Below are 18578 nucleotides of genomic sequence, written 5' to 3'. Positions count from 1 at the left end.
AACTTCGGGGATAGCCGAAAGTCGGCCGGTTACCGCAGACTGAGAAGGTGGACGCCGCTGCAAGTCTAAAATTCGGCTTTTGATGTGCTGGAGTCACACCCATGAGCTGGGCAAGGGTAACCTACAGCAATCATGCGGGTATGTCCCACAATGCGTAGAACGAATGAGGGGCCATGAAAGGTCGCGTGCTGGTCGTCGACGACGACGCCGCTCTCGCCGAGATGCTTGGCATCGTGTTGCGCGGAGAAGGCTTCGAACCATCCTTTGTCTCCGACGGCGACAAGGCCCTCGACGCGTTCCGGGATACACGCCCGGACCTGGTTCTGCTCGACCTGATGCTGCCGGGGGCGGATGGCATCGACGTCGCGCGCAGGATCAGGGCGGAGTCGGGGGTTCCGATCGTGATGCTCACCGCCAAGAGCGACACGATCGACGTCGTACTCGGACTCGAGTCCGGGGCCGACGATTACATCGTCAAGCCGTTCAAGCCGAAGGAGCTCGTGGCTCGGGTACGGGCGCGGCTGCGCCGTACCGACGAGCCGACACCTGAGATCCTGCAGATCGGCGACATCACCATCGACGTGGCGGGCCACTCCGTCAAGCGCGGCGAGGAGACCATCAACCTCACGCCGCTGGAGTTCGACCTGCTCGTCGCGCTGGCGCGCAAGCCGCGCCAGGTCTTCACCCGCGAGGTCCTGCTCGAGCAGGTCTGGGGCTACCGGCACGCGGCCGACACCCGTCTGGTCAACGTGCACGTCCAGCGGCTCCGGGCCAAGATCGAGAAGGACCCCGAGCACCCGGAGATCGTGGTGACGGTCCGCGGCGTGGGATACAAGGCAGGCCCGGCCTAGCGCCGGACCACCCCGAGCCATGCCCCCGACGACGAAAAAGGCCGGCCGCCGCCGTACGCTCCGCCAGATCCTCGGCGGCGTCCGGCGGCGGACCAGGCGTGCGGTGGGCACGGTCAGGCGCGTCTGGCGCCGCTCGCTCCAGCTCCAGGTGGTCACCAGCACGCTGGTGATCTCCATGACCGTGGTGGCGGTGCTGGGCGCCTTCCTGTTCCAGGAGATCAACGAAAGCGTCGTCAACGGACGCGCCCGCGCGGCGATGAACGAGGCGCTCAGCGACCGCACCCAGATCCTCGCCGCCCTGGCCCAGAAGCAGCCCGAGGACTCCAAAGCGGGAGAAGCGGGCAAGAAGCAGCCGCCCGACCCGCTCGACCAGGTGCTCAACGCCATCGCCGGCGTCAGCGAGAACGCCCCGCGCCTGCGCTACGACCTGCTCGTCCTCAACCCCCACGAGCCCGGCAGATCCCGCGCCATCGGCAACGTCAACCCCGCCGACATCCCGCTCCAGCTGAGCGAGTACCTCGAACGCGACGTCAAGCGCCAGAAGTTCGACCACCCCTACTCCTGGCTGACCACCATCCCGGTCAAGGGCGAGCCCCGTCCCACCCTGGCCACCGGCGTCGTGATCAGCGTCCCCGGCGAGACCGGCGTCCAGAACTACGAGCTCTACCACTTCTTCCCGCTCACGCAGGAAGTCGAGATGCTCACCTCGGTGCGCCAGCTCCTGGTCGTCGTGGGCGTGGGCCTCGTGCTCCTGCTCGCCGCCATCGCCTACCTGGTCGCGCGTCAGGTCGTCACTCCGGTACGGCTGGCCCGCCAGGCCGCCGAGCGCCTGGCCTCGGGAAAGCTCGACGAACGATTGAAGGTACGCGGCGAGGACGACCTCGCCCGCCTGGCCACCTCCTTCAACGAGATGGCCGCCAACCTGGCCTTGAAGATCCACCAGTTGGAGGAGCTCTCGCAGGTCCAGCGGCAGTTCGTCTCCGACGTCTCGCACGAGCTGCGCACCCCGCTGACCACCGTGCGCATGGCCGCCGACCTGCTCTACGACGCCCGCGAGGACTTCGACCCGATGGCCTCGCGCTCGGCCGAGCTCATGCAGGCCCAGCTCGAACGCTTCGAGTCGATGCTGGCCGACCTGCTGGAGATCAGCCGCTACGACGCCGGCGCGGCCACGCTCGACCTCGACTCCACCGACGTGCGCGACGTGGTCCTGCGCGCGATCGCCGACTCCGAGGCGCTGGCCGAGCGGCACTCCACCCGCTTCGAGCTGCGGCTGCCCAGCGAGCCCTGCATGGCCGAGATCGACAGCCGCCGGGTCGAGCGGATCCTGCGCAACCTGCTGTTCAACGCCATCGAGCACGGCGAGGGCAAGGAGATCGTGGTCTCGGTGGGGGCCGACCGGGACTCGGTGGCGGTAGCCGTACGGGATCATGGGGTTGGTCTGAAGCCCGGCGAGGACAACATGGTCTTCGACCGCTTCTGGCGGGCCGACCCCTCGCGGGCTAGGACCATCGGCGGCACCGGGCTCGGCCTCGCGATCTCGCGTGAGGACGCCACGCTGCACGGCGGCTGGCTGCAGGCGTGGGGGCAGCCGGGGGACGGCTCGCAGTTCCGCCTGACGCTGCCCAGGGCGGCGGGGCTCGACCTCAAGGGCTCGCCGCTGTCGCTGGTGCCGCCCGAGGTGGAGATGCGCCGCACCTGGCGCGGCCACATGACGCCGGTGCTCACCCCGGCCACGGGGGATCTCCATGACGAGTAGCAGACGGGCCCTGGCCGCGGTGCTCACGCTCGCGTTCGTGCTGTCGTGCGGCTGCGCGGTCATCCCGGTGGGCAGCCCGACCGCGCCGGAGGAGGCGGTGGGCGGCGACCTGACCAAGCCGTTCGTGCGCCTGATCGTCTCCCCGCCCAGGAACGACTGGACTCCGCGGAAGGTCGTCGAGGGGATGCTCGCCGCCATGGCCGCCTACCCCGACGACCCCACGACGCTCCTGCAGTACATGACGCAGAGGGCGCGCAACGCCTGGCGTCCCGTGGGGCCGATCACCGTGATCGACCCGCCCACGTTCAAGGAGGACAACGGGACGGTACAGCTCACCGCCAACAAGATCGCGCGCATCGAGGACGACGACCGGTACGTGTCCGACACGGAGAAGCGGACGCTGACCTTCAGACTCAAGAAGGAGGCGGGCGGCTGGCGCGTCGACGGCGGGCTGGAGAACGGCCTGATGATGCGGGCCGACGATGTCGACCGGGCCTACCGCCCCACGCTGCTCTACTACCTCAACGGCGCGCAGAAGCCGGACGGGCTGCTGGTCTCCGACGCGGTCCATTTGCGGCTCAAGCCGGGCGAGAACCTCGCTGAGACGATCATCGAGCGGCTGCTCAAGGGGCCGAGCAGCGCGCTGCGCGGCGCCGTCGGCACCGCGCTGACCGGCAACGTCGGCGTGGACTCCGTCACCGCCACCGACGACAAGGTCGTCATCAGCCTCAGCGGCGCGCCCGCCCTGGCCGACACCGACGCCTTCAAGGCCCAGCTCCGCGCCAGCCTGGAGAAGGTCACCGCGGCGCAGCCCATCGACGTGATGCACAACGGCGACCCGTACATCCTGGGCATCCAGCCCAACGACGCCCAGACCTGGTATCCGTCCACGAAGAGCCCCTCCTACTACACCACCGGCGGCGCGGTGCACTTCACCAGCACCGAGGGCGCGGGCAACGCGGTCAACGGCCAGGCGGGAAAGCCGAACGGCTACACCGGCCAAGCCCTCTCCAAGGACGGTGACAAGGTCGCGGCGGTGGGCGCCGACGGCATCTACGTCGCGCCGGTCAATCCGAACGGCAAGTGGGAGCGGGTCATGGAGGGCCGCCTCACCTCGCCCTCCTGGCATCGCGACGGATCGTTGTGGGCGTTCGAGAAGGGCTCGGGCGCCGTCCTGCGCCGCGACCCGGGCGGCGCGCCCACGCGGGTGGCGGCCCCGGAACTCGACGGCAAGGACGTCACCGACCTCCGGATCTCGCGTGACGGGGTACGCGTGGCCGCCGGGGTCGGCGACAGGGAAGTGCGTGTCGGGGCCATCACCGGCGGCAGCCTCGGGCTGATGCTCGGCAACTTCCAGCAACTGCTGACCGTCCGCCAGGGCGAGACGGTCAAGGACATCGCCTGGCGCGACGGCGAGCACCTGCTCGTCCTGGTCTCGGGCAAGGCCGGGCAGACGCTCATGGAGATCGACGTCGGCGACGGGGAGACGGCCACGCTGACCTCGGACAAGCGCCTCGACTCGATCGCCGCGCTGGGGCCGCAGATCATGGCCGGGACCCTGGACGAGGCGACCGGCGGCCCCGCCGAGATCCTGGAGTTCAAGGACCAGCAGGGGTGGGTCACCAAGGTCAAGGAGACCTCGCAGGAGCCGATCTTCCCGCTGGGATGAGACCGTCCGGGATCGGAACTGTCGGTGACGCCCGGCAGGCTGTGCGTCATGTTCACCGCTTTGCTGGACGTGCTGGCGCCGCAGGCCTGCCTGGGATGCGGTCTGGCCCATATGGGGCGGGTGTGCGACGGCTGCCTGGCCGGGTGGGTCGGCTCGGTGGCGCAGCGGATGCCGGTTCCGGTGCCCGCCGGGCTGCCCCGGTGCTGGTCGGCGGGTGACTACTCGGGGTCGCTCCGGGAGGCGATCCTGGCCTACAAGGAGCGTGGGCAGACCGGGCTGGCGGCGCCGCTGGGGGAGGCGCTGGCGTACACGGCCCTCACGGCGCTGGCGGGTTCGGGCGGGCCGCGCGGGGGTGTCGTGGTGGTGCCGGTGCCGAGTGCGCGGCGGGCCGTACGGGGGCGTGGGCACGATCCGGTGCGCCGGCTCGGCGCCCTGGCGGCTTCGCGGATGCGGGCGGCGGGCGTGCGGGCCGTCCTGGTTCCGGCGCTGGCGCAGGCGCGGCGGGTGGCCGACCAGGCGGGCCTGAGCGCCACTGAGCGGGCCGCCAATCTTCGGTCGTCTCTCAGGGTCACCGGTCGGCTGCGAGGCGCTCCAGGGGCCTCTGCGGTCCTTGTGGACGACATCGTGACCACCGGCGCCACGCTGGCCGAGGCCACGCGGGCGTTGCGGTCGGCGGGGGCGGAGGTGGTGGCGGCCGTGACGATCGCCGCGACACGCCGAAGATCTTGAAACGCTTTACCATCACACTGGGTGAGAACGGGTGTCAGTGGCCTGTCTCACCTTGGGGCCACATCTACGTTGCCTGGTCGGGGCGCTGTGGCAGCTCACCCCTCTAGAGAGGCGCGTCCATAAGGGATACGGCCCCACCAAAAGGGGCATCTCACGCCTCATGGAAGACGAGAGAAAATCACGGAAAGTGATCCTTTGACCGATCCTCCGGCTGACATTCCTTCCCGATGCGGATAGCGTTCTGACATGGCACCCGTTCGGGTCCGTGGTTGCGCAGAGCCGGGGCTCCCGGCTCTGCTAGCCGATGCCAGCCGCAGGCAAAACGGTCCACGTAAGGCGACTCTTTGTCGACTGATCACGGTGCGGCTTAGGGGTAAGTCCTGCCTTCCCGAGGGTCCAGATGTCCCTCGTCAGGAGAGAAGGGCAGTAGTGGCAGCAGAGCTGCGAAACCCTCAGCAGGCGAATGTGGGGTCGAAGACCAGGTCGGCCGGGCGGGTGCCATACACCGAGTTCCCGGTAACGAATCGTCGGAAGAGGGTAACGGTGCGAGAAAGGCAGACAGAAGACCCCGCCCGGCAGGCACGTCGTCGGGTGCTCTTTCTCAGTCGTTAGACGAAGGGGGGCTGTTGCATGGACATCATCGTCAAGGGCCGGCACACAGGAGTGAGCGACCGGTTCCGCGACTTGGTGACGACCAAGCTGGCCAGGATCGAGCGTCTGGACAACAAGCTCATTCGAGTCGATGTGGAGGTGTCGAAGGAGCGCAATCCGCGCATCACCGACCAGCGTGAGCGCGTCGAGCTGACCATTCACTCCCGAGGCCCGGCCATCCGCGCCGAGGCGTCGGCCGACGACCGATTCGCCGCCCTCGACATCGCACTCGACAAACTGGAAGGCCGCCTCAGGAGGCTGGCCGACCGCCGTAAGGTCCACCACGGCAACCACGCCATCCCCTCGGTGGCAGAGCTGACCGCGACCCTCGGCGACGTCGCCGAATCGGCGCCGCGGAAGGCCAAGGTGGTCCCCGAACAGGCAGAACCCGAAGTGGACGACCTGCCTGACGACAAGCAGTACGACGACATCGTCCCCATCGAAATGGACGGCGACGGTCCGCTCATCGTCCGGGAGAAGAATCACAAAGCGGAACCCATGACCATCGACCAGGCCCTCCTCGAGATGGAGCTGGTCGGCCACGACTTCTATCTGTTCCGTGACAAGGAGAGCGGTCAGCCGAGCGTCGTGTACAACCGGCGCGGCTACAACTACGGCGTGTTGAGGCTCGTCGAGCCCTGATCGCCGGATCAGAAGATCTTCTCGACCACCCTAGGACCGCGGCACCCGTGCCATCATTGGCGGTTCAACGGCTCTGGCCCCCCACGAGGAGGAGACGTGAGCGAGCGAAGCGTTCGCGGTTGCGAACTCCAAGCCCTCCGGCGAGGAGTTCCCATCGGCGAGCCCACGCGAAGCGACGACAACACCGTCGCGCGGCCGATCAGGGAGGCCGTGTGATCGAGCGGATCATCGACAGCGGCGCCGTGCGTGACATCCCGCGCGGCGCCCGTCACGGACAGATCAGGCCGCACGCGGCGGTCGCGGAGCCGAAGGAGGCTCCGTGACCATGCGGGGCAGGCGAGGGTACTCGGCCGACGACCGGCTGAGGAGGCTCCGTGGCTGACAGCGGCGAGACCCCCACGCCGGAGAGAGACGAGCCGATCCGCGTGCTGATCGTGGACGATCACGAGCTGATCAGGCGCAGTCTCGCGCTGGCACTGGCCGCTGAGGCCGACATCGAGGTGGTCGGAGAGGCGAGCGACGGTCAGGAGGCGGTCGAGATGGCCGACCGCCTCATGCCCGACGTGGCGCTCATGGACGTGCGGATGCCGCGCCAGGACGGCATCGAGGCCACGAAGGGCATCAAGGCCTCGGTCCCCAGCACGCGCATCATCATGCTGACCGTGAGCGACGAGGAAGAAGACCTCTTCGAGGCCATCAAGGCGGGAGCCACCGGCTACCTGCTGAAAGACGTCCAGATCAACGACGTCCCCGACGCCGTGCGCGGGGTGCACGAAGGCCAGTCCCTCATCAACCCCGCCATGGCCGCCAAACTCATCACCGAGTTCGCCAACATGAGCCGCAAGGAGGCCGAACGGCCACCCCAGCTCCCCGTCCCCCGGCTGACCGAGCGCGAGATGGAAGTGCTGCGCCTGGTGGCCAAGGGCATGAACAACCGGGAGATCGCCAAGCAGCTCTTCATCTCGGAGAACACGGTGAAGAACCACGTCCGCAACATCCTGGACAAGCTGCAGCTGCACTCGCGGATGGAGGCCGTGGTTTACGCGGTGCGCGAGCGCATGCTGGAAATAACCTGACGACATAGCCGCCTACCAGGGGGATCGCTCCCACCTCGGGACGCGATCCCCACCCACCTTTCCCTCCACCGGCCAGCCGCCCACACTCCCGGCCTCCTGGCGGACGCTTGTCGGGCAGGGCGGGAAGCCATGCGCCCTCACCTGAGCCGACGGCCGCCCGCGTGCCCCCTGGTTGCACTCCCGGTCTCCTGAGACGTCGCATGCGCTGCCAGGGCGCGCCTCTCCGTGAAGCCCGCTCACCAGGGCGGGGCTCGGGTTTCCGTCTGCGGACAGGGTCGTTGGCTTGTCGAGCCATCAGGCGTGCGTGTCCCGCACCCGGGGATCCCCGGCCGGCTCGGCGACGATCCGGGTTCCCTGTCTGTGGACCGGATGGCAGGGTCCTGATCTGCCGACGCCGCGTCGCAGTCCGTGCGTGCCCGTACCCGGCCTGGCGGCAATCTCGTTGCCCGCGTGTGAGGTCGGGTGCCTGGTTCTGCCGCTTCTCTCTCGGCGGTAACCCGCGGGCATTTCCGGGAGGGTGTGCCGTTGGTGGCTGGGGGCGTCAGGTGGGGGTGGCTTGGAGGTGGGTGGTCAGGGAGGGGTCGGCGCGCTCTACGCGGACCGTGTCGCAGCCGACCCACGAGGCCGCCTCCCACAGCGCCTCGCGGACCGAGTCGCCCCACTTGGACACCGACAGGCCGGGTTCGAGGCTGATCTGGCGGGCCACGAACGTGGTGCCCTCGCGGCCCGGGTCCACGCGGCCGATGAGTCTGCCTCCGGCCAGGATCGGCATGGTGAAGTAGCCGTGGACGCGCTTGTGCTTGGGGACGTAGAGCTCAAGCGTGTAGTCGAAGCCGAACACGCGTGAGGTGCGCCCCCGGTGCCAGATGAGCGAGTCGAACGGGGAGATCGGCGTGGCGCGGTGGCGGCCGCGCGGGGCGGACTCCAGGGCCACCGGGTCGGCCCAGGCCTTGGCGGGCTTGTCCTTCTGTCCCCAGCCTGCCACCTCTACCGGGACCAGGCCGGCGGCCCCGTTGGCCAGGGACTCCTCCAGGATCGAGCGGTGGTGGTTGCGCACGCGCAGGAAGTCGACGAGGTCGGTGGTGGTGGCCACGCCCAGGGAACGGCCGGCCACGCCCGCCAGCCGTACGATGCACTCCTCGTCGGTGAGGTCCTGGCCGAGCAGGTCGGCGGGGACGGAGCGTTCGGCCAGGTCGTAGACGCGGCGCCAGCCCACGCGGCGGGTGCAGACGAGTTCGCCGATGTCGAGCAGCCATTCCAGGCCGATCTTGGAATCGGACCAGTCCCACCAGGTGCCGCCGTTCTTGGCGCCGCCGACGTCGGAGGTGGTGATGGGGCCGCTGCGCCGTACCTGATCGAGGAGCTTTTCCACGCCGTCGGGGACCTCGTGCCAGCGGAAGCGGCGCTCGCGGTACGCCCGGCGGCGGAAGGAGTAGAGGGGCCAGTGCTCGATGGGCAGGATGCAGGCGGCGTGGCACCAGTACTCGAAGCTCTGGGCCGGGGCGTGCCAGTAGGCGCGCTCGACCTTCTGCCTGCCGACCGCGCCCAGGCGGGCGTAGGCCACGAGTTCGTGGGAGCGGGCCAGCACCGAGACGGTGTCGAGCTGCACGGCGCCGAGTCTGCGGAGCACGGCGTGGGGGCCGCCCTTGCGGCCGTCGGAGCCCAGCAGGCCCTGGGCGCGCAGGATGATCCGGCGGGCGTCGTCGGCGGTCAGAAGCATGCCGGGAATGCTAACGGGGGGCACCGACAAAACGGCGGGCACCGGCATGATCGCTGAGCGCCCGCCGTCGTGGAGGTCCTAGCGGTGGTGCTCCGCTCGCATGCCGACCCGCGGCGCGTCGATGACGACGTCGGACATGATGTCGAACACGAGAGCGAGGATGGCGCCCACGACGACGAGGCCGATGCCGATCCAGATCATCAGCCAGCTCTCGACGGGCATGCCGACTCCGGCGACGATAAAGCCCGCGAGGGCCACCGTCACCGCGAGCCACGACGACGCGCGGCCGGCGTGATTGCCTAGGTTTTGTCCGCCTGACATGGCCTTGTCCTTCCTATGTTCTCCCGCCAGCCAGTCATTGGTGCGAGATCGGTCTACTTCGGCATACGCTCTGCCGAAACACCATTCTCCCAGAAGGGGGATGCGGGTGGCCCGTCGCATTGGCTGTGTCTGGTAGCGAGACCGCCTACGATGGCAACGGGGAAGTTTGTCTCGGCCTCTCCTCCTGGCGGCGCCGCCGGGGTAGACCTGCGAGGAGCTTTACATAAAGTGGCAGCCATTCTCGACAAGATCCTACGTGCCGGCGAAGGCAAGACCCTCCGCAAGCTGAAGCGCATCGCCGATCAGGTCAACTCCATCGAGGACGACTTCAGGAGTATGGCCGACGCGGAGCTACGCGCGCTCACGGACGAGTATCGACAGCGCTACGCCGACGGCGAGTCCCTTGAAGATCTGCTTCCCGAAGCGTTCGCGACCGTGCGCGAGGCCGCCAGGCGCGTGCTCGGCCAGCGTCACTTCGACGTGCAGATCATGGGTGGGGCCGCGCTCCACATGGGCAACATCGCGGAGATGAAGACCGGTGAGGGCAAGACCCTGACCTGTACGCTCCCGGCGTACCTCAACGCGATCAGCGGCAAGGGCGTTCACGTCATCACCGTGAACGACTACCTGGTGCGTGTCGGCGCCGAGAACATGGGCCGCATCTACCGCTTCCTCGGCCTCGACGTCGGCATGATCCTCGCGGGCCAGCAGCCCGACGAGCGGCGCAAGCAGTACGAGGCGGACATCACCTACGGCACCAACAACGAGTTCGGCTTCGACTACCTGCGCGACAACATGGCGTGGTCGCTGGACGAGTGCGTGCAGCGCGGCCACAACTTCGCCATCGTCGACGAGGTCGACTCCATCCTCATCGACGAGGCGCGTACGCCGCTGATCATCTCCGGCCCCGGCGAGCAGTCCGGCAAGTGGTACGCCGAGTTCGCCAAGATCGTTCCCAGGCTCCGCCGCGGCGTCGAGGCCAAGAACCAGGGCGAGGAGAGCACCGGCGACTACATCGTCGACGAGAAGAAGCGCACCGTCGGCATCCTCGAGGACGGCGTCGCCAAGGTCGAGGACTGGCTCGGCATCGACAACCTGTACAAGCCCGAGCACACCCACCTGGTCGGCTTCCTGAACAACGCCCTGAAGGCCAAGGAGCTGTTCAAGAAGGACAAGGACTACATCGTCGCCGACGGCGAGGTGCTCATCGTCGACGAGTTCACCGGCCGCATCCTGCACGGCAGGCGCTACAACGAGGGCATGCACCAGGCCATCGAGGCCAAGGAGAGCGTGAAGGTCAAGGACGAGAACCAGACGCTCGCCACCGTCACCCTCCAGAACTACTTCCGCCTCTACGAGAAGCTGTCCGGCATGACCGGCACGGCGGTCACCGAGGCCAACGAGTTCCACCAGACGTACAAGCTCGGCGTGGTCCCGATCCCGACCAACCGCCCGATGATCCGCAAGGACCAGGCGGACGTGGTCTACAAGACCGAGGACGCCAAGTTCGCCGCCGTGGTCGAGGACATCGTCGAGCGCAACAACGCCGGCCAGCCGGTTCTCATCGGCACCACCTCGGTGGAGAAGTCCGAGCGGCTGTCGAAGGCGCTCAAGCGCCGCGGCGTCCAGCACGAGGTGCTCAACGCGAAGAACCACGCGCGTGAGGCCGCGATCATCGCCGAGGCGGGCCGCAAGGGCGCCGTCACCGTCGCCACCAACATGGCCGGCCGAGGCACCGACATCATGCTCGGCGGCAACTCCGAGTTCCGCGCCGACCTGGAGCTCCGTGCCAAGGGCCTCGACCCGGTCGAGACCGCGGAGGAGTACGAGAAGGCCTGGCCCGAGGTCCTGGACAAGACCAAGACCGCGGTGAAGGAGGAGCACGACGAGGTCACCGACCTGGGCGGCCTGTACGTGCTCGGCACCGAGCGCCACGAGTCGCGCCGCATCGACAACCAGCTGCGCGGTCGCGCCGGCCGCCAGGGCGACCCCGGCGAGTCCCGCTTCTACCTCTCGCTCGGCGACGACCTGATGCGCCTGTTCAACTCGGCCAGGGTCGAGATGATCATGACCAGGCTCAACATCCCCGACGACCAGCCGATCGAGTCGGGCATCGTCTCCAAGGCCATCGCCTCCGCCCAGCACCAGGTCGAGCAGCAGAACTTCGAGATCCGCAAGGAAGTTCTGAAGTACGACGAGGTCATGAACCGCCAGCGCAAGGTCATCTACGCCGAGCGCCACCGCGTCCTCGAAGGCGCCGACCTGCACGAGCAGGTGCGCGGCTTCATCGAGGAGGTCGTCGACGGCTACGTGGCCGGCGCCACCGCGGAGGGCTTCGCGGAGGAGTGGGACCTCGACAAGCTGTGGAAGGCCTTCGGCGAGCTCTACCCGGTCTCGCTCAAGCTGGAGGACTTCATCGAGGAGGCCGGCGGCCGCGAGGAGGTCACCGCCGAGCTGATCAGCACGAAGGTCAAGGAGGACGCGCTCAACGCCTACGTCCGGCGCGAGGAGGAACTCGGCGCCGAGGCGACCCGCGAGTTCGAGCGCCGCGTCATCCTGTCGGTCCTCGACCGCAAGTGGCGCGAGCACCTCTACGAGATGGACTACCTGCGCGAGGGCATCGGCATGCGGGCCTACGCGCAGAAGGACCCGCAGATCGAGTACCAGCGCGAGGGCTTCGAGATGTTCTCCGGGATGCTTGAGGGCATCAAGGAGGACTCGGTCGGCTTCCTCTTCAACATCGAGGTCGAGGTTCAGGAGAACCCGATCGTCGAGGAGGAGGACGAGATGATGGCGGAGACCCGCTCGATCATCGCGCGCGGCCTGCGTGGTCCCGAGCGTCCCGCCGAGCTGGAGTACTCCGCGCCCGGTGAGCAGGGCGAGGTCGAGCACACCAGGGTCCGCACGACCGCCGCCGAGCGCGCCGCCTACGGCAACGTCGAGCGCAACGCGCCGTGCCCGTGCGGCTCGGGCAAGAAGTTCAAGCGCTGCCACGGCGACCCCAAGAACGCCGCCTAGCGCACCGCGAAAGGCCCCCGCTCCCCACCTCGGGCGCGGGGGCCTTTCCGTTCCCGTCCGCCGGTAAGGCGCTCTCCGGTACGGCGCCGCGTCAGGAAGTCCTTTCCGGTACGGCGCCGCGTCAGGCGTTTTCTTCGGTACGGCGCCGCGTCAGGCGGTTTCGAAGTCGGTGCACACCCACTGAACTCCCCGGCGCTCCAGGCGCACGGCCAGCACGCGGCTGCGGTCGCCGCCGTGCACCAGCAGGCACATCTCGATCGCCCCGTCCCGCGGCTCGTTGACGTGCGGCACTCCGACGAACGGCGGCCGCTCGGTGTCGATCATGCGCCCGGCCTGGAGCAACTCGTTGTAGGCCCGTTCGGTGAACCGGTCGGCGAGGTTCTCGGCCGGTCGCCTTCCGGCCAGCACCTCGGCCAGCGCCTGCCCGAACAGCCGCAGCCGGCGCTCGTCCGGCAGCGCCCCGGCCGGGCCCCAGATGAACGGCTTGAGTGCCAGCGCGCCGTCGACGCGGGGCCGGTCGCCGTCGTAGGGCGGCTCGGGCAGCGGGAGGATTCCGATTTCTGGGGACACGGCGCTCCTTCAGGGGGGTTGGATCGGCGTCGTAAGAAGGAGTTTTCGGCCACGCCGCCAGATACCTGGGCCGCCGACTTTCTCGCCGGGACCGCCGATATGCGGAGAATGGCGAAGAAGATCATCTGGGGTTGGAGCCCCAGGATGGGCGGGCATGATCGCGTTAAGGACCGGCCGCGCGGGCTTGCGACCGGCGCGAAATCCTTTCGGACGCCGTGAAACCGGCCGTCAGGGCGTGGCGGAATCCGCCGGACTGGCACTGCTGGGCGTGTCTTCCGGCTCGCGTCCGGGTGTGGGGATGTTCAGGCGCCGGATCAGGAACGAGAACAACACGTAATACAGCGCGAAATACGCCAGTCCGATCAGGATGATCAGTCCGAGGCCCCACGTGTTGGACTTGCTGGCGTTCAGGAGCATGTCGAAAAGTCCGGCGGAGAAGTTGAAGCCGAGGCGCGTCTCCAGCGCCGCCATGAGCGCCATCGCCGCACCGGTGAGCAGGGCGTGCGCGACGAACAGCAGCGGCGCCACGAAGATGAACGCGAACTCGACCGGCTCGGTGATCCCCGTCACGAACGCGGTCAGCGCGCCGCCGACCATGATGCTGCCCACCGCGGCCCGCCTGTGCTTGGGCGCCGCGCGCCAGATGGCCAGCGCCGCGCCGGGGATGCCGAACATCAGCACCGGGAAGAAGCCGGTCATGAAGATGCCCGCGCCCTGCTGGCCGATGGCGTAGCACTTGAGGTCGCCGGCCGCGTGGACGCCGTTGACCGTGCACTCCGGGATGACGGTCCAGACAATCGAGTTGACGAAATGGTGCAGGCCGAGGGGGATGAGGAAGCGGTTGGCCACGCCGTACACGCCGGCTCCGAGGGCGGAGTTCGTGGCCAGCCAGTCGCCGAAGCTGGTGAGGGCCTGGCCGATGGGCGGCCAGATGAGGCCGATGAGGACGCCGAGCAGCAGCGCGGCCACCGCGGTGACAATGGGGACGAACCGCCGACCACCGAAGAAGGCCAGCCAGGTAGGGAGCTTGATGCGGTAATAGCGCTGCCAGAGGACGGCGGCCACGAGCCCGATGAGGATGCCGCCGAGCACGCCGGTGGGCTGCGCAGAGGCCGCCTGGTTGATGACCCTCGTCCCGTCCACCAGCGTCTGCGTCACTTTGTCGTGTACGGCCGGCGCACTCGACTCGAAAAACATCCTCCGCGTCACCTGGTCGAACACCAGATACCCCACCAAAGCGGCCAGAGCCGTAGACCCATCCGCCTTCTTCGCGAACCCGATCGCCACCCCCAGCGCGAACAGCAGCGGCAGATTGTCGAACAACGCCCCGCCCGCGGCCGCGAAGATCGCCGCGACCCGGTCGAGAAAGGCGTTGTCGGTACGGCCCAGCAGATCGTCCTGGCCGAACCTGAGAAGCAGTCCGGCGGCGGGCAGGACGGCGATGGGCAGCATGAGGGAACGACCGATGCGCTGCAGGACGGCGAAGGCCGACGACCAGAAGGACGTGCCGGCTTCGGCGCTCGTGGTGCTCATGGTTCCCCCCGGAAGATCAGCCGGGGGATGCAGGATTCCTACCACGCGCGCGCACGGCAAAAACAACCACCCCACGCCCCGGCCACCGCCTCACCCACAACCCACACCCACGCCCCAACCCGCGACACGGACGGCCCACGACGCCGCACACCGGGTCTGCAACAGCCAGGCCGCGCCATGCCCGCGTGGACCCTACCGGGGCGCGCCGCCATCTCGGGGCGCGTCATGCCCGCGTTGGGCCGCTCCGCGTGGCCCGCTCGGGGTGGGCCGCGGCCGTGTGGGCCCTTCCGGGGCGCGCCGCCATCTCGGGGGCGCCATGTCCGCGTTGGGGCGCTATGCCCGCGTGGGCCATTCCGGGTGATCCACGGCCGTGTGAGAGCGCTCCGGGGGTTGCCCTTGGGGTGGTGCTGCTCCGGGTGGGGCGGATCTCGCGGGAGGTGGGCTCGCGCGAGATCCGCCCCCTCCCAAGGCATCGAGGGCGTGCTTGTCAGGGGACGGAGGCTCGGGAGCTTTAGGGGTCTCGGCTTTGGGTGGGGGTGGCTCCGGTTTCGCCGGAGTCGAGGTCGAGTTCCGGTTCGCGGCCCGGTGTCATGAAGTTGAAGCGCCGGATCAGGAACGTGAACACGACGTAGTACACGACCCCGTACACCACACCCAGCGCAAGGATGCCGACGATGTTCTGGGTGTTGGACTTGCCGATGTTGAGCAGCATGTCCAGCAGCCCGGCCGAGAAGCCGAACCCCAGCTGCCCCCCGATCAACGCCGTCAGCGCCATCGCGAGGCCGGTCAGCAGCGCGTGCACGACCAGCAGGACAGGCGCCACGAAGATGAAGGCGAACTCGATCGGCTCGGTGACGCCGGTGACGAATGAGGCGAGCGCGGCCGAGAGCATGATGCCGCCGACCGTGGCGCGCCGGTGTTTGGGGGCCGCGCGCCACATGGCGAGGGCGGCGGCGGGCAGCGCGAACATCATCACCGGGAAGAACCCGGCCATGAACTCTCCGGCGTTGGGGTCGCCGCCGAAGTAGCAGTTCCAGTCGCCGCTGAGGACCCGGCCGCCGACCTCGCATTGCGGCACGACGTACCAGACGATGGAGTTGACGAAGTGGTGCAGGCCGAGCGGGATGAGCAGCCGGTTGATCAGGCCGTAGATGCCCGCGCCGAGCGGGCCGAGGTTGGCCAGGCCCTCTCCGGCGTGTGAGATCCATTCGCCGAGCAACGGCCACGCCCAGCCGACGATGACGCCGAGCAGGAGGGCGACGATGGAGGTGATGATCGGTACGAACCGGCGCCCGCCGAAGAAGGCCAGCCAGGAGGGCAGTTTGATGCGGTAGAAGCGTTGCCAGAGCAGGGCCGCGACCAGGCCCATCATGATGCCGCCGAGCACCTTGGTGGGGTTCTGCAGGCCGTAGTCGATGATCTCTTTGACGCCCTCGGGTGTGTACTCCCTGATGAGCACGGTGTCGCGGATGCCCGAGCCGAAGAACATGACCTTGGTGACGCGGTCGAAGACCAGGTAGCCGACGACGGCGGCGAGCGCGGTGGTGCCGTCGGCCTTGCGGGCGAAGCCGATGGCGACGCCGACGGCGAAGATCAGGGGAAGGTTCTCGAACAGGGCCGATCCGGCGGCGTCGATGACCGCGGCGACGCTGCTCATCCAGGCGAACCCCGCGACGTCGGCCAGGCCGCCGGGTTTGGGGCCGTTGGAGCCGAGCATGTCGGGCTGGCCGAAACGCATTAAGAGCCCGGCCGCGGGCAGCGCGGCGATGGGCAGCATGAGGGAGCGGCCTAACCGCTGCAGCACGTTCATGACGCGGGAGAGCGGCGACGGAGCGGCCGCTGTGGTCTCGTTCACTGCGGGAGTCCTCAGCGTCGAGCGGGCATTTCCAGGATGGTGCGCAGCTGGTAGCGGTCGGCCCGGTAGGTGGACACGCCCAGCTCGGCGCAGACGCCGCCGGAGAAGGACCGGCGCTGGAGCAGGAGTACGGCTCCGCCGCGCGGCAGCTTCAGCAGGTCGGCGTCGCTGGGGTCGGCGATGCCGCCGTCTATGGTGAGCTCGCCGGCGTCCATGACGAGGCCGTAGCGGCTCTCCAGCAGCTCATACAGGGATCTGTCGGAAAGGTCGTGGTCGGCAAGGTTGGGGGCCAGCTTCACCGGGATGTGCGCGCGCTCGATGGACAGGGGCTCCCCGTCCGCGGTACGCAGCCGCTCGATGAAGTGGACCTCTTCGCCGGGCTGGATGCCCAACTCCTTGGCCAGGTGCGCGCTGGCGCGCACCACGCGGCGGTCCAGGTCGCGCGAGCCGGGCTCCATGCCGCGGGCGCGCATGTCGTCGGTGAACGAGGTGAGCTGGAGCGCCAGCTCGATCTTCGGGCGGGCGACGAAGGTGCCTTTTCCCGGCACCCGGTGCAGCCGTCCCTCGGACACCAGGTGATCGACGGCCTGCCGTACCGTCATCCTGGACAGGCCGAAACGCTGGCAGAGCTCGCGCTCGGACGGGATCGCCGCGCCGATGCTGAGCTCGTTGCTGTCGATGAGGTCCAGCAGGATCTCGCGCAGCTGGAAGTACTTGGGCACCGGGCTGTCCGGATCGATGTGCGCCACGGATCCTCCCCTCGATCTGACCTGGTCGATGAGCTATGGTTCGTACTGGTCTAGTCCGGACTAGACCACATGCCGGAATTATCAGTCAAGCCGATGAGGACAAGATGACCACGAAGATGCGCAGCGAGATCGCCGAGCAGCCCGCGGCGCTGCGGGCCACCCTGGACTCCTTGCTCCCCAGAGTCGATGAGGTAAGGGCGCTGGGCGAGCAGACCCGTCAGCTGCTCTTCATCGCGCGCGGCACCTCGGACAATGCCGCAGTCTACGGGCGCTACCTGGTGGAATCACATGCGGGTCGGCTCTCCGCGCTCGCCGCTCCGTCCATCGCGACCACCTACAAGCGCAAGCTCGACCTCGACGGCGTGCTGGCCGTGGCCATCTCGCAGTCGGGCCGCACCGAGGAGATCGTCGAGACCCTGGCCTGGGCCAAGGACTGCGGCGCGAAGACCGTGGGCGTCACCAACGGTGGTCCGGACAGCCCGCTCGCCCAGGTCGCCGACCTGGCGCTGGTCACGCTGGCCGGCGAGGAGAAGGCCGTGCCCGCCACCAAGACGTACACCACGCAGCTGGCCGCGCTGGCCGTTCTCGCGCTGGGCCTGGGCGCCGACGTGGACGCCGACGACCTGCAGAAGGTCCCGGACGCGGTGGAGAAGCTGATCACCGACCCGGGCGACCTCGACGCCGTGGTCGAGGGCCTGGCCGACAAGCCGGGCGTGGTCGTCTCCGGCCGCGGCCTGGCGTTCTCGACCGCGCTGGAGACCGCGCTCAAGCTCAAGGAGGCCTGCTACCTGCACGCCATGGGCCTGTCCTACGCCGACCTCCTGCACGGTCCCATCGCCGTGGTCGACGCCGACACCCCCGCGCTGCTGGTCGCCGCGGAGAACAGCCCCACGCTGTCCGGCACCGTCGCGCTCGCCGAGCGCGTCGTGGCGGCGGGCGCGTCCGCTTTCACCATCGGCGGGGGTACGGCTCTCGCCGGCGCCGGCACCGCCGCCCTGAACGGCCCGGACCTGCCCGAGTGGGTCGCCCCGATGGGCCTGATCGTGCCCGGTCAGTTGCTCACCGAATCGCTGGCCCGCAGGCTCGGCATCGACCCCGACGCGCCGCGCGGACTCAACAAGGTGACCCAGACCGACTGATCACAGAGCGTCGTTTAGCCTGGTCGGAGAGTATTCAGGAGGAGGACCGGATGGCGACGGACGTAAACGCGATCATCGCGGGACTCGGCGGCGCCGAGAACATCATCGAGATCGAACCCTGCATCACACGCCTGCGCACCGAGGTGCACGACGCCTCCAAGGTGGATCAGGCCGCGCTCAAGGCGGCCGGAGCCCACGGGGTGATGGCGGCGGGGAACGTGGTCCAGGTAGTCGTGGGGCCGGAGGCCGACACGATCGCCAGCGACATCGAGGACATCATCGGCTAGAGGGCGAGA

Annotated in this window: 15 protein-coding genes; 9 read left to right on the top strand and 6 right to left on the bottom strand. The window is 68.7% G+C overall.

The window, feature by feature from the left end:
• Positions 1-173: 173 nt before the first annotated feature.
• From mtrA to ACFWY5_RS08240, 6 genes are all read left to right on the top strand, one after another.
• Complete coding sequence (gene mtrA, locus ACFWY5_RS08265; RefSeq protein WP_043620615.1) at positions 174-851, top strand: MtrAB system response regulator MtrA; 678 nt, start codon at positions 174-176, stop codon at positions 849-851.
• A gap of 19 nt (positions 852-870) precedes the next feature.
• Entirely contained in the window at positions 871-2610 is a 1740-nt protein-coding gene (mtrB, locus tag ACFWY5_RS08260; RefSeq protein ID WP_379609863.1) for an MtrAB system histidine kinase MtrB, read from the top strand.
• Complete coding sequence (locus tag ACFWY5_RS08255; RefSeq protein WP_379630911.1) at positions 2600-4279, top strand: LpqB family beta-propeller domain-containing protein; 1680 nt, start codon at positions 2600-2602, stop codon at positions 4277-4279. The genes mtrB and ACFWY5_RS08255 overlap by 11 nt, the downstream gene beginning before the upstream one ends.
• 48 nt (positions 4280-4327) lie before the next feature.
• Positions 4328-5008, top strand: coding sequence for a ComF family protein (locus ACFWY5_RS08250; RefSeq protein WP_379630910.1), 681 nt, complete (start codon positions 4328-4330; stop codon positions 5006-5008).
• Positions 5009-5638: 630 nt separating this feature from the next.
• The gene (hpf, locus tag ACFWY5_RS08245; RefSeq protein ID WP_379609860.1) at positions 5639-6301 is read left to right on the top strand and encodes a ribosome hibernation-promoting factor, HPF/YfiA family; all 663 of its coding nucleotides are present in this window, start codon (positions 5639-5641) and stop codon (positions 6299-6301) included.
• Positions 6302-6675: 374 nt separating this feature from the next.
• A complete protein-coding gene (locus ACFWY5_RS08240) occupies positions 6676-7377 on the top strand; it encodes a response regulator (protein ID WP_379609859.1) in 702 nt (233 codons plus the stop codon).
• 541 nt (positions 7378-7918) lie between these two features.
• Here the strand turns inward: ACFWY5_RS08240 and ACFWY5_RS08235 are convergent.
• Positions 7919-9097: a winged helix-turn-helix domain-containing protein gene (locus ACFWY5_RS08235; RefSeq protein ID WP_379609858.1), complete on the bottom strand. Its 1179-nt coding sequence runs from the start codon at positions 9095-9097 to the stop codon at positions 7919-7921.
• A gap of 78 nt (positions 9098-9175) precedes the next feature.
• The gene (locus ACFWY5_RS08230; RefSeq protein WP_184957727.1) at positions 9176-9418 is read right to left on the bottom strand and encodes an HGxxPAAW family protein; all 243 of its coding nucleotides are present in this window, start codon (positions 9416-9418) and stop codon (positions 9176-9178) included.
• 228 nt (positions 9419-9646) lie between these two features.
• On the opposite strand from ACFWY5_RS08230, the gene secA reads away from it, so the two are divergent.
• Positions 9647-12436, top strand: a complete 2790-nt coding sequence (secA, locus tag ACFWY5_RS08225) for a preprotein translocase subunit SecA (RefSeq protein ID WP_379630909.1) — start codon at positions 9647-9649, stop codon at positions 12434-12436.
• Positions 12437-12586: 150 nt separating this feature from the next.
• Here secA and ACFWY5_RS08220 read toward each other — a convergent pair whose 3' ends face one another.
• The 4 genes from ACFWY5_RS08220 to ACFWY5_RS08205 all read right to left on the bottom strand — a co-directional run bounded on the left by ACFWY5_RS08220 (position 12587) and on the right by ACFWY5_RS08205 (position 17143).
• Positions 12587-13006: an Rv3235 family protein gene (locus ACFWY5_RS08220; protein ID WP_379609855.1), complete on the bottom strand. Its 420-nt coding sequence runs from the start codon at positions 13004-13006 to the stop codon at positions 12587-12589.
• 228 nt (positions 13007-13234) lie between these two features.
• Positions 13235-14539, bottom strand: a complete 1305-nt coding sequence (locus ACFWY5_RS08215) for a PTS transporter subunit EIIC (protein ID WP_379609854.1) — start codon at positions 14537-14539, stop codon at positions 13235-13237.
• Between the two features lie 511 nt (positions 14540-15050).
• On the bottom strand, positions 15051-16394 hold the full coding sequence (locus ACFWY5_RS08210) for a PTS transporter subunit EIIC (protein ID WP_379630908.1): 1344 nt from the start codon (positions 16392-16394) through the stop codon (positions 15051-15053).
• A gap of 11 nt (positions 16395-16405) precedes the next feature.
• Positions 16406-17143, bottom strand: a complete 738-nt coding sequence (locus ACFWY5_RS08205) for a GntR family transcriptional regulator (RefSeq protein WP_184957724.1) — start codon at positions 17141-17143, stop codon at positions 16406-16408.
• A 104-nt stretch (positions 17144-17247) separates the two neighbouring features.
• On the opposite strand from ACFWY5_RS08205, the gene ACFWY5_RS08200 reads away from it, so the two are divergent.
• On the top strand, positions 17248-18282 hold the full coding sequence (locus ACFWY5_RS08200; RefSeq protein WP_379609852.1) for an SIS domain-containing protein: 1035 nt from the start codon (positions 17248-17250) through the stop codon (positions 18280-18282).
• A gap of 50 nt (positions 18283-18332) precedes the next feature.
• Entirely contained in the window at positions 18333-18569 is a 237-nt protein-coding gene (locus tag ACFWY5_RS08195; protein ID WP_184957722.1) for a glucose PTS transporter subunit EIIB, read from the top strand.
• The last annotated feature ends 9 nt before the right edge of the window (positions 18570-18578 follow it).

Origin of the sequence: Nonomuraea sp. NPDC059007, assembly GCF_042740555.1 — a bacterium.
GTDB lineage: Bacteria > Actinomycetota > Actinomycetes > Streptosporangiales > Streptosporangiaceae > Nonomuraea.
The sequence above is the reverse complement of the archived record's forward strand: the minus strand, read 5'-3'. Positions and strand labels throughout refer to the sequence as shown.

Excerpts from the sequence above, each read along its gene's own strand:
- mtrA (WP_043620615.1), top strand. The coding sequence starts at position 174 with ATGAAAGGTCGCGTGCTGGTCGTCGACGACGACGCCGCTCTCGCCGAG.
- mtrB (WP_379609863.1), top strand. The coding sequence starts at position 871 with ATGCCCCCGACGACGAAAAAGGCCGGCCGCCGCCGTACGCTCCGCCAG.
- ACFWY5_RS08255 (WP_379630911.1), top strand. The coding sequence starts at position 2,600 with ATGACGAGTAGCAGACGGGCCCTGGCCGCGGTGCTCACGCTCGCGTTC.
- ACFWY5_RS08250 (WP_379630910.1), top strand. The coding sequence starts at position 4,328 with ATGTTCACCGCTTTGCTGGACGTGCTGGCGCCGCAGGCCTGCCTGGGA.
- hpf (WP_379609860.1), top strand. The coding sequence starts at position 5,639 with ATGGACATCATCGTCAAGGGCCGGCACACAGGAGTGAGCGACCGGTTC.
- ACFWY5_RS08235 (WP_379609858.1), bottom strand. The coding sequence starts at position 9,097 with ATGCTTCTGACCGCCGACGACGCCCGCCGGATCATCCTGCGCGCCCAG.
- ACFWY5_RS08230 (WP_184957727.1), bottom strand. The coding sequence starts at position 9,418 with ATGTCAGGCGGACAAAACCTAGGCAATCACGCCGGCCGCGCGTCGTCG.
- ACFWY5_RS08215 (WP_379609854.1), bottom strand. The coding sequence starts at position 14,539 with ATGAGCACCACGAGCGCCGAAGCCGGCACGTCCTTCTGGTCGTCGGCC.
- ACFWY5_RS08200 (WP_379609852.1), top strand. The coding sequence starts at position 17,248 with ATGACCACGAAGATGCGCAGCGAGATCGCCGAGCAGCCCGCGGCGCTG.
- ACFWY5_RS08195 (WP_184957722.1), top strand. The coding sequence starts at position 18,333 with ATGGCGACGGACGTAAACGCGATCATCGCGGGACTCGGCGGCGCCGAG.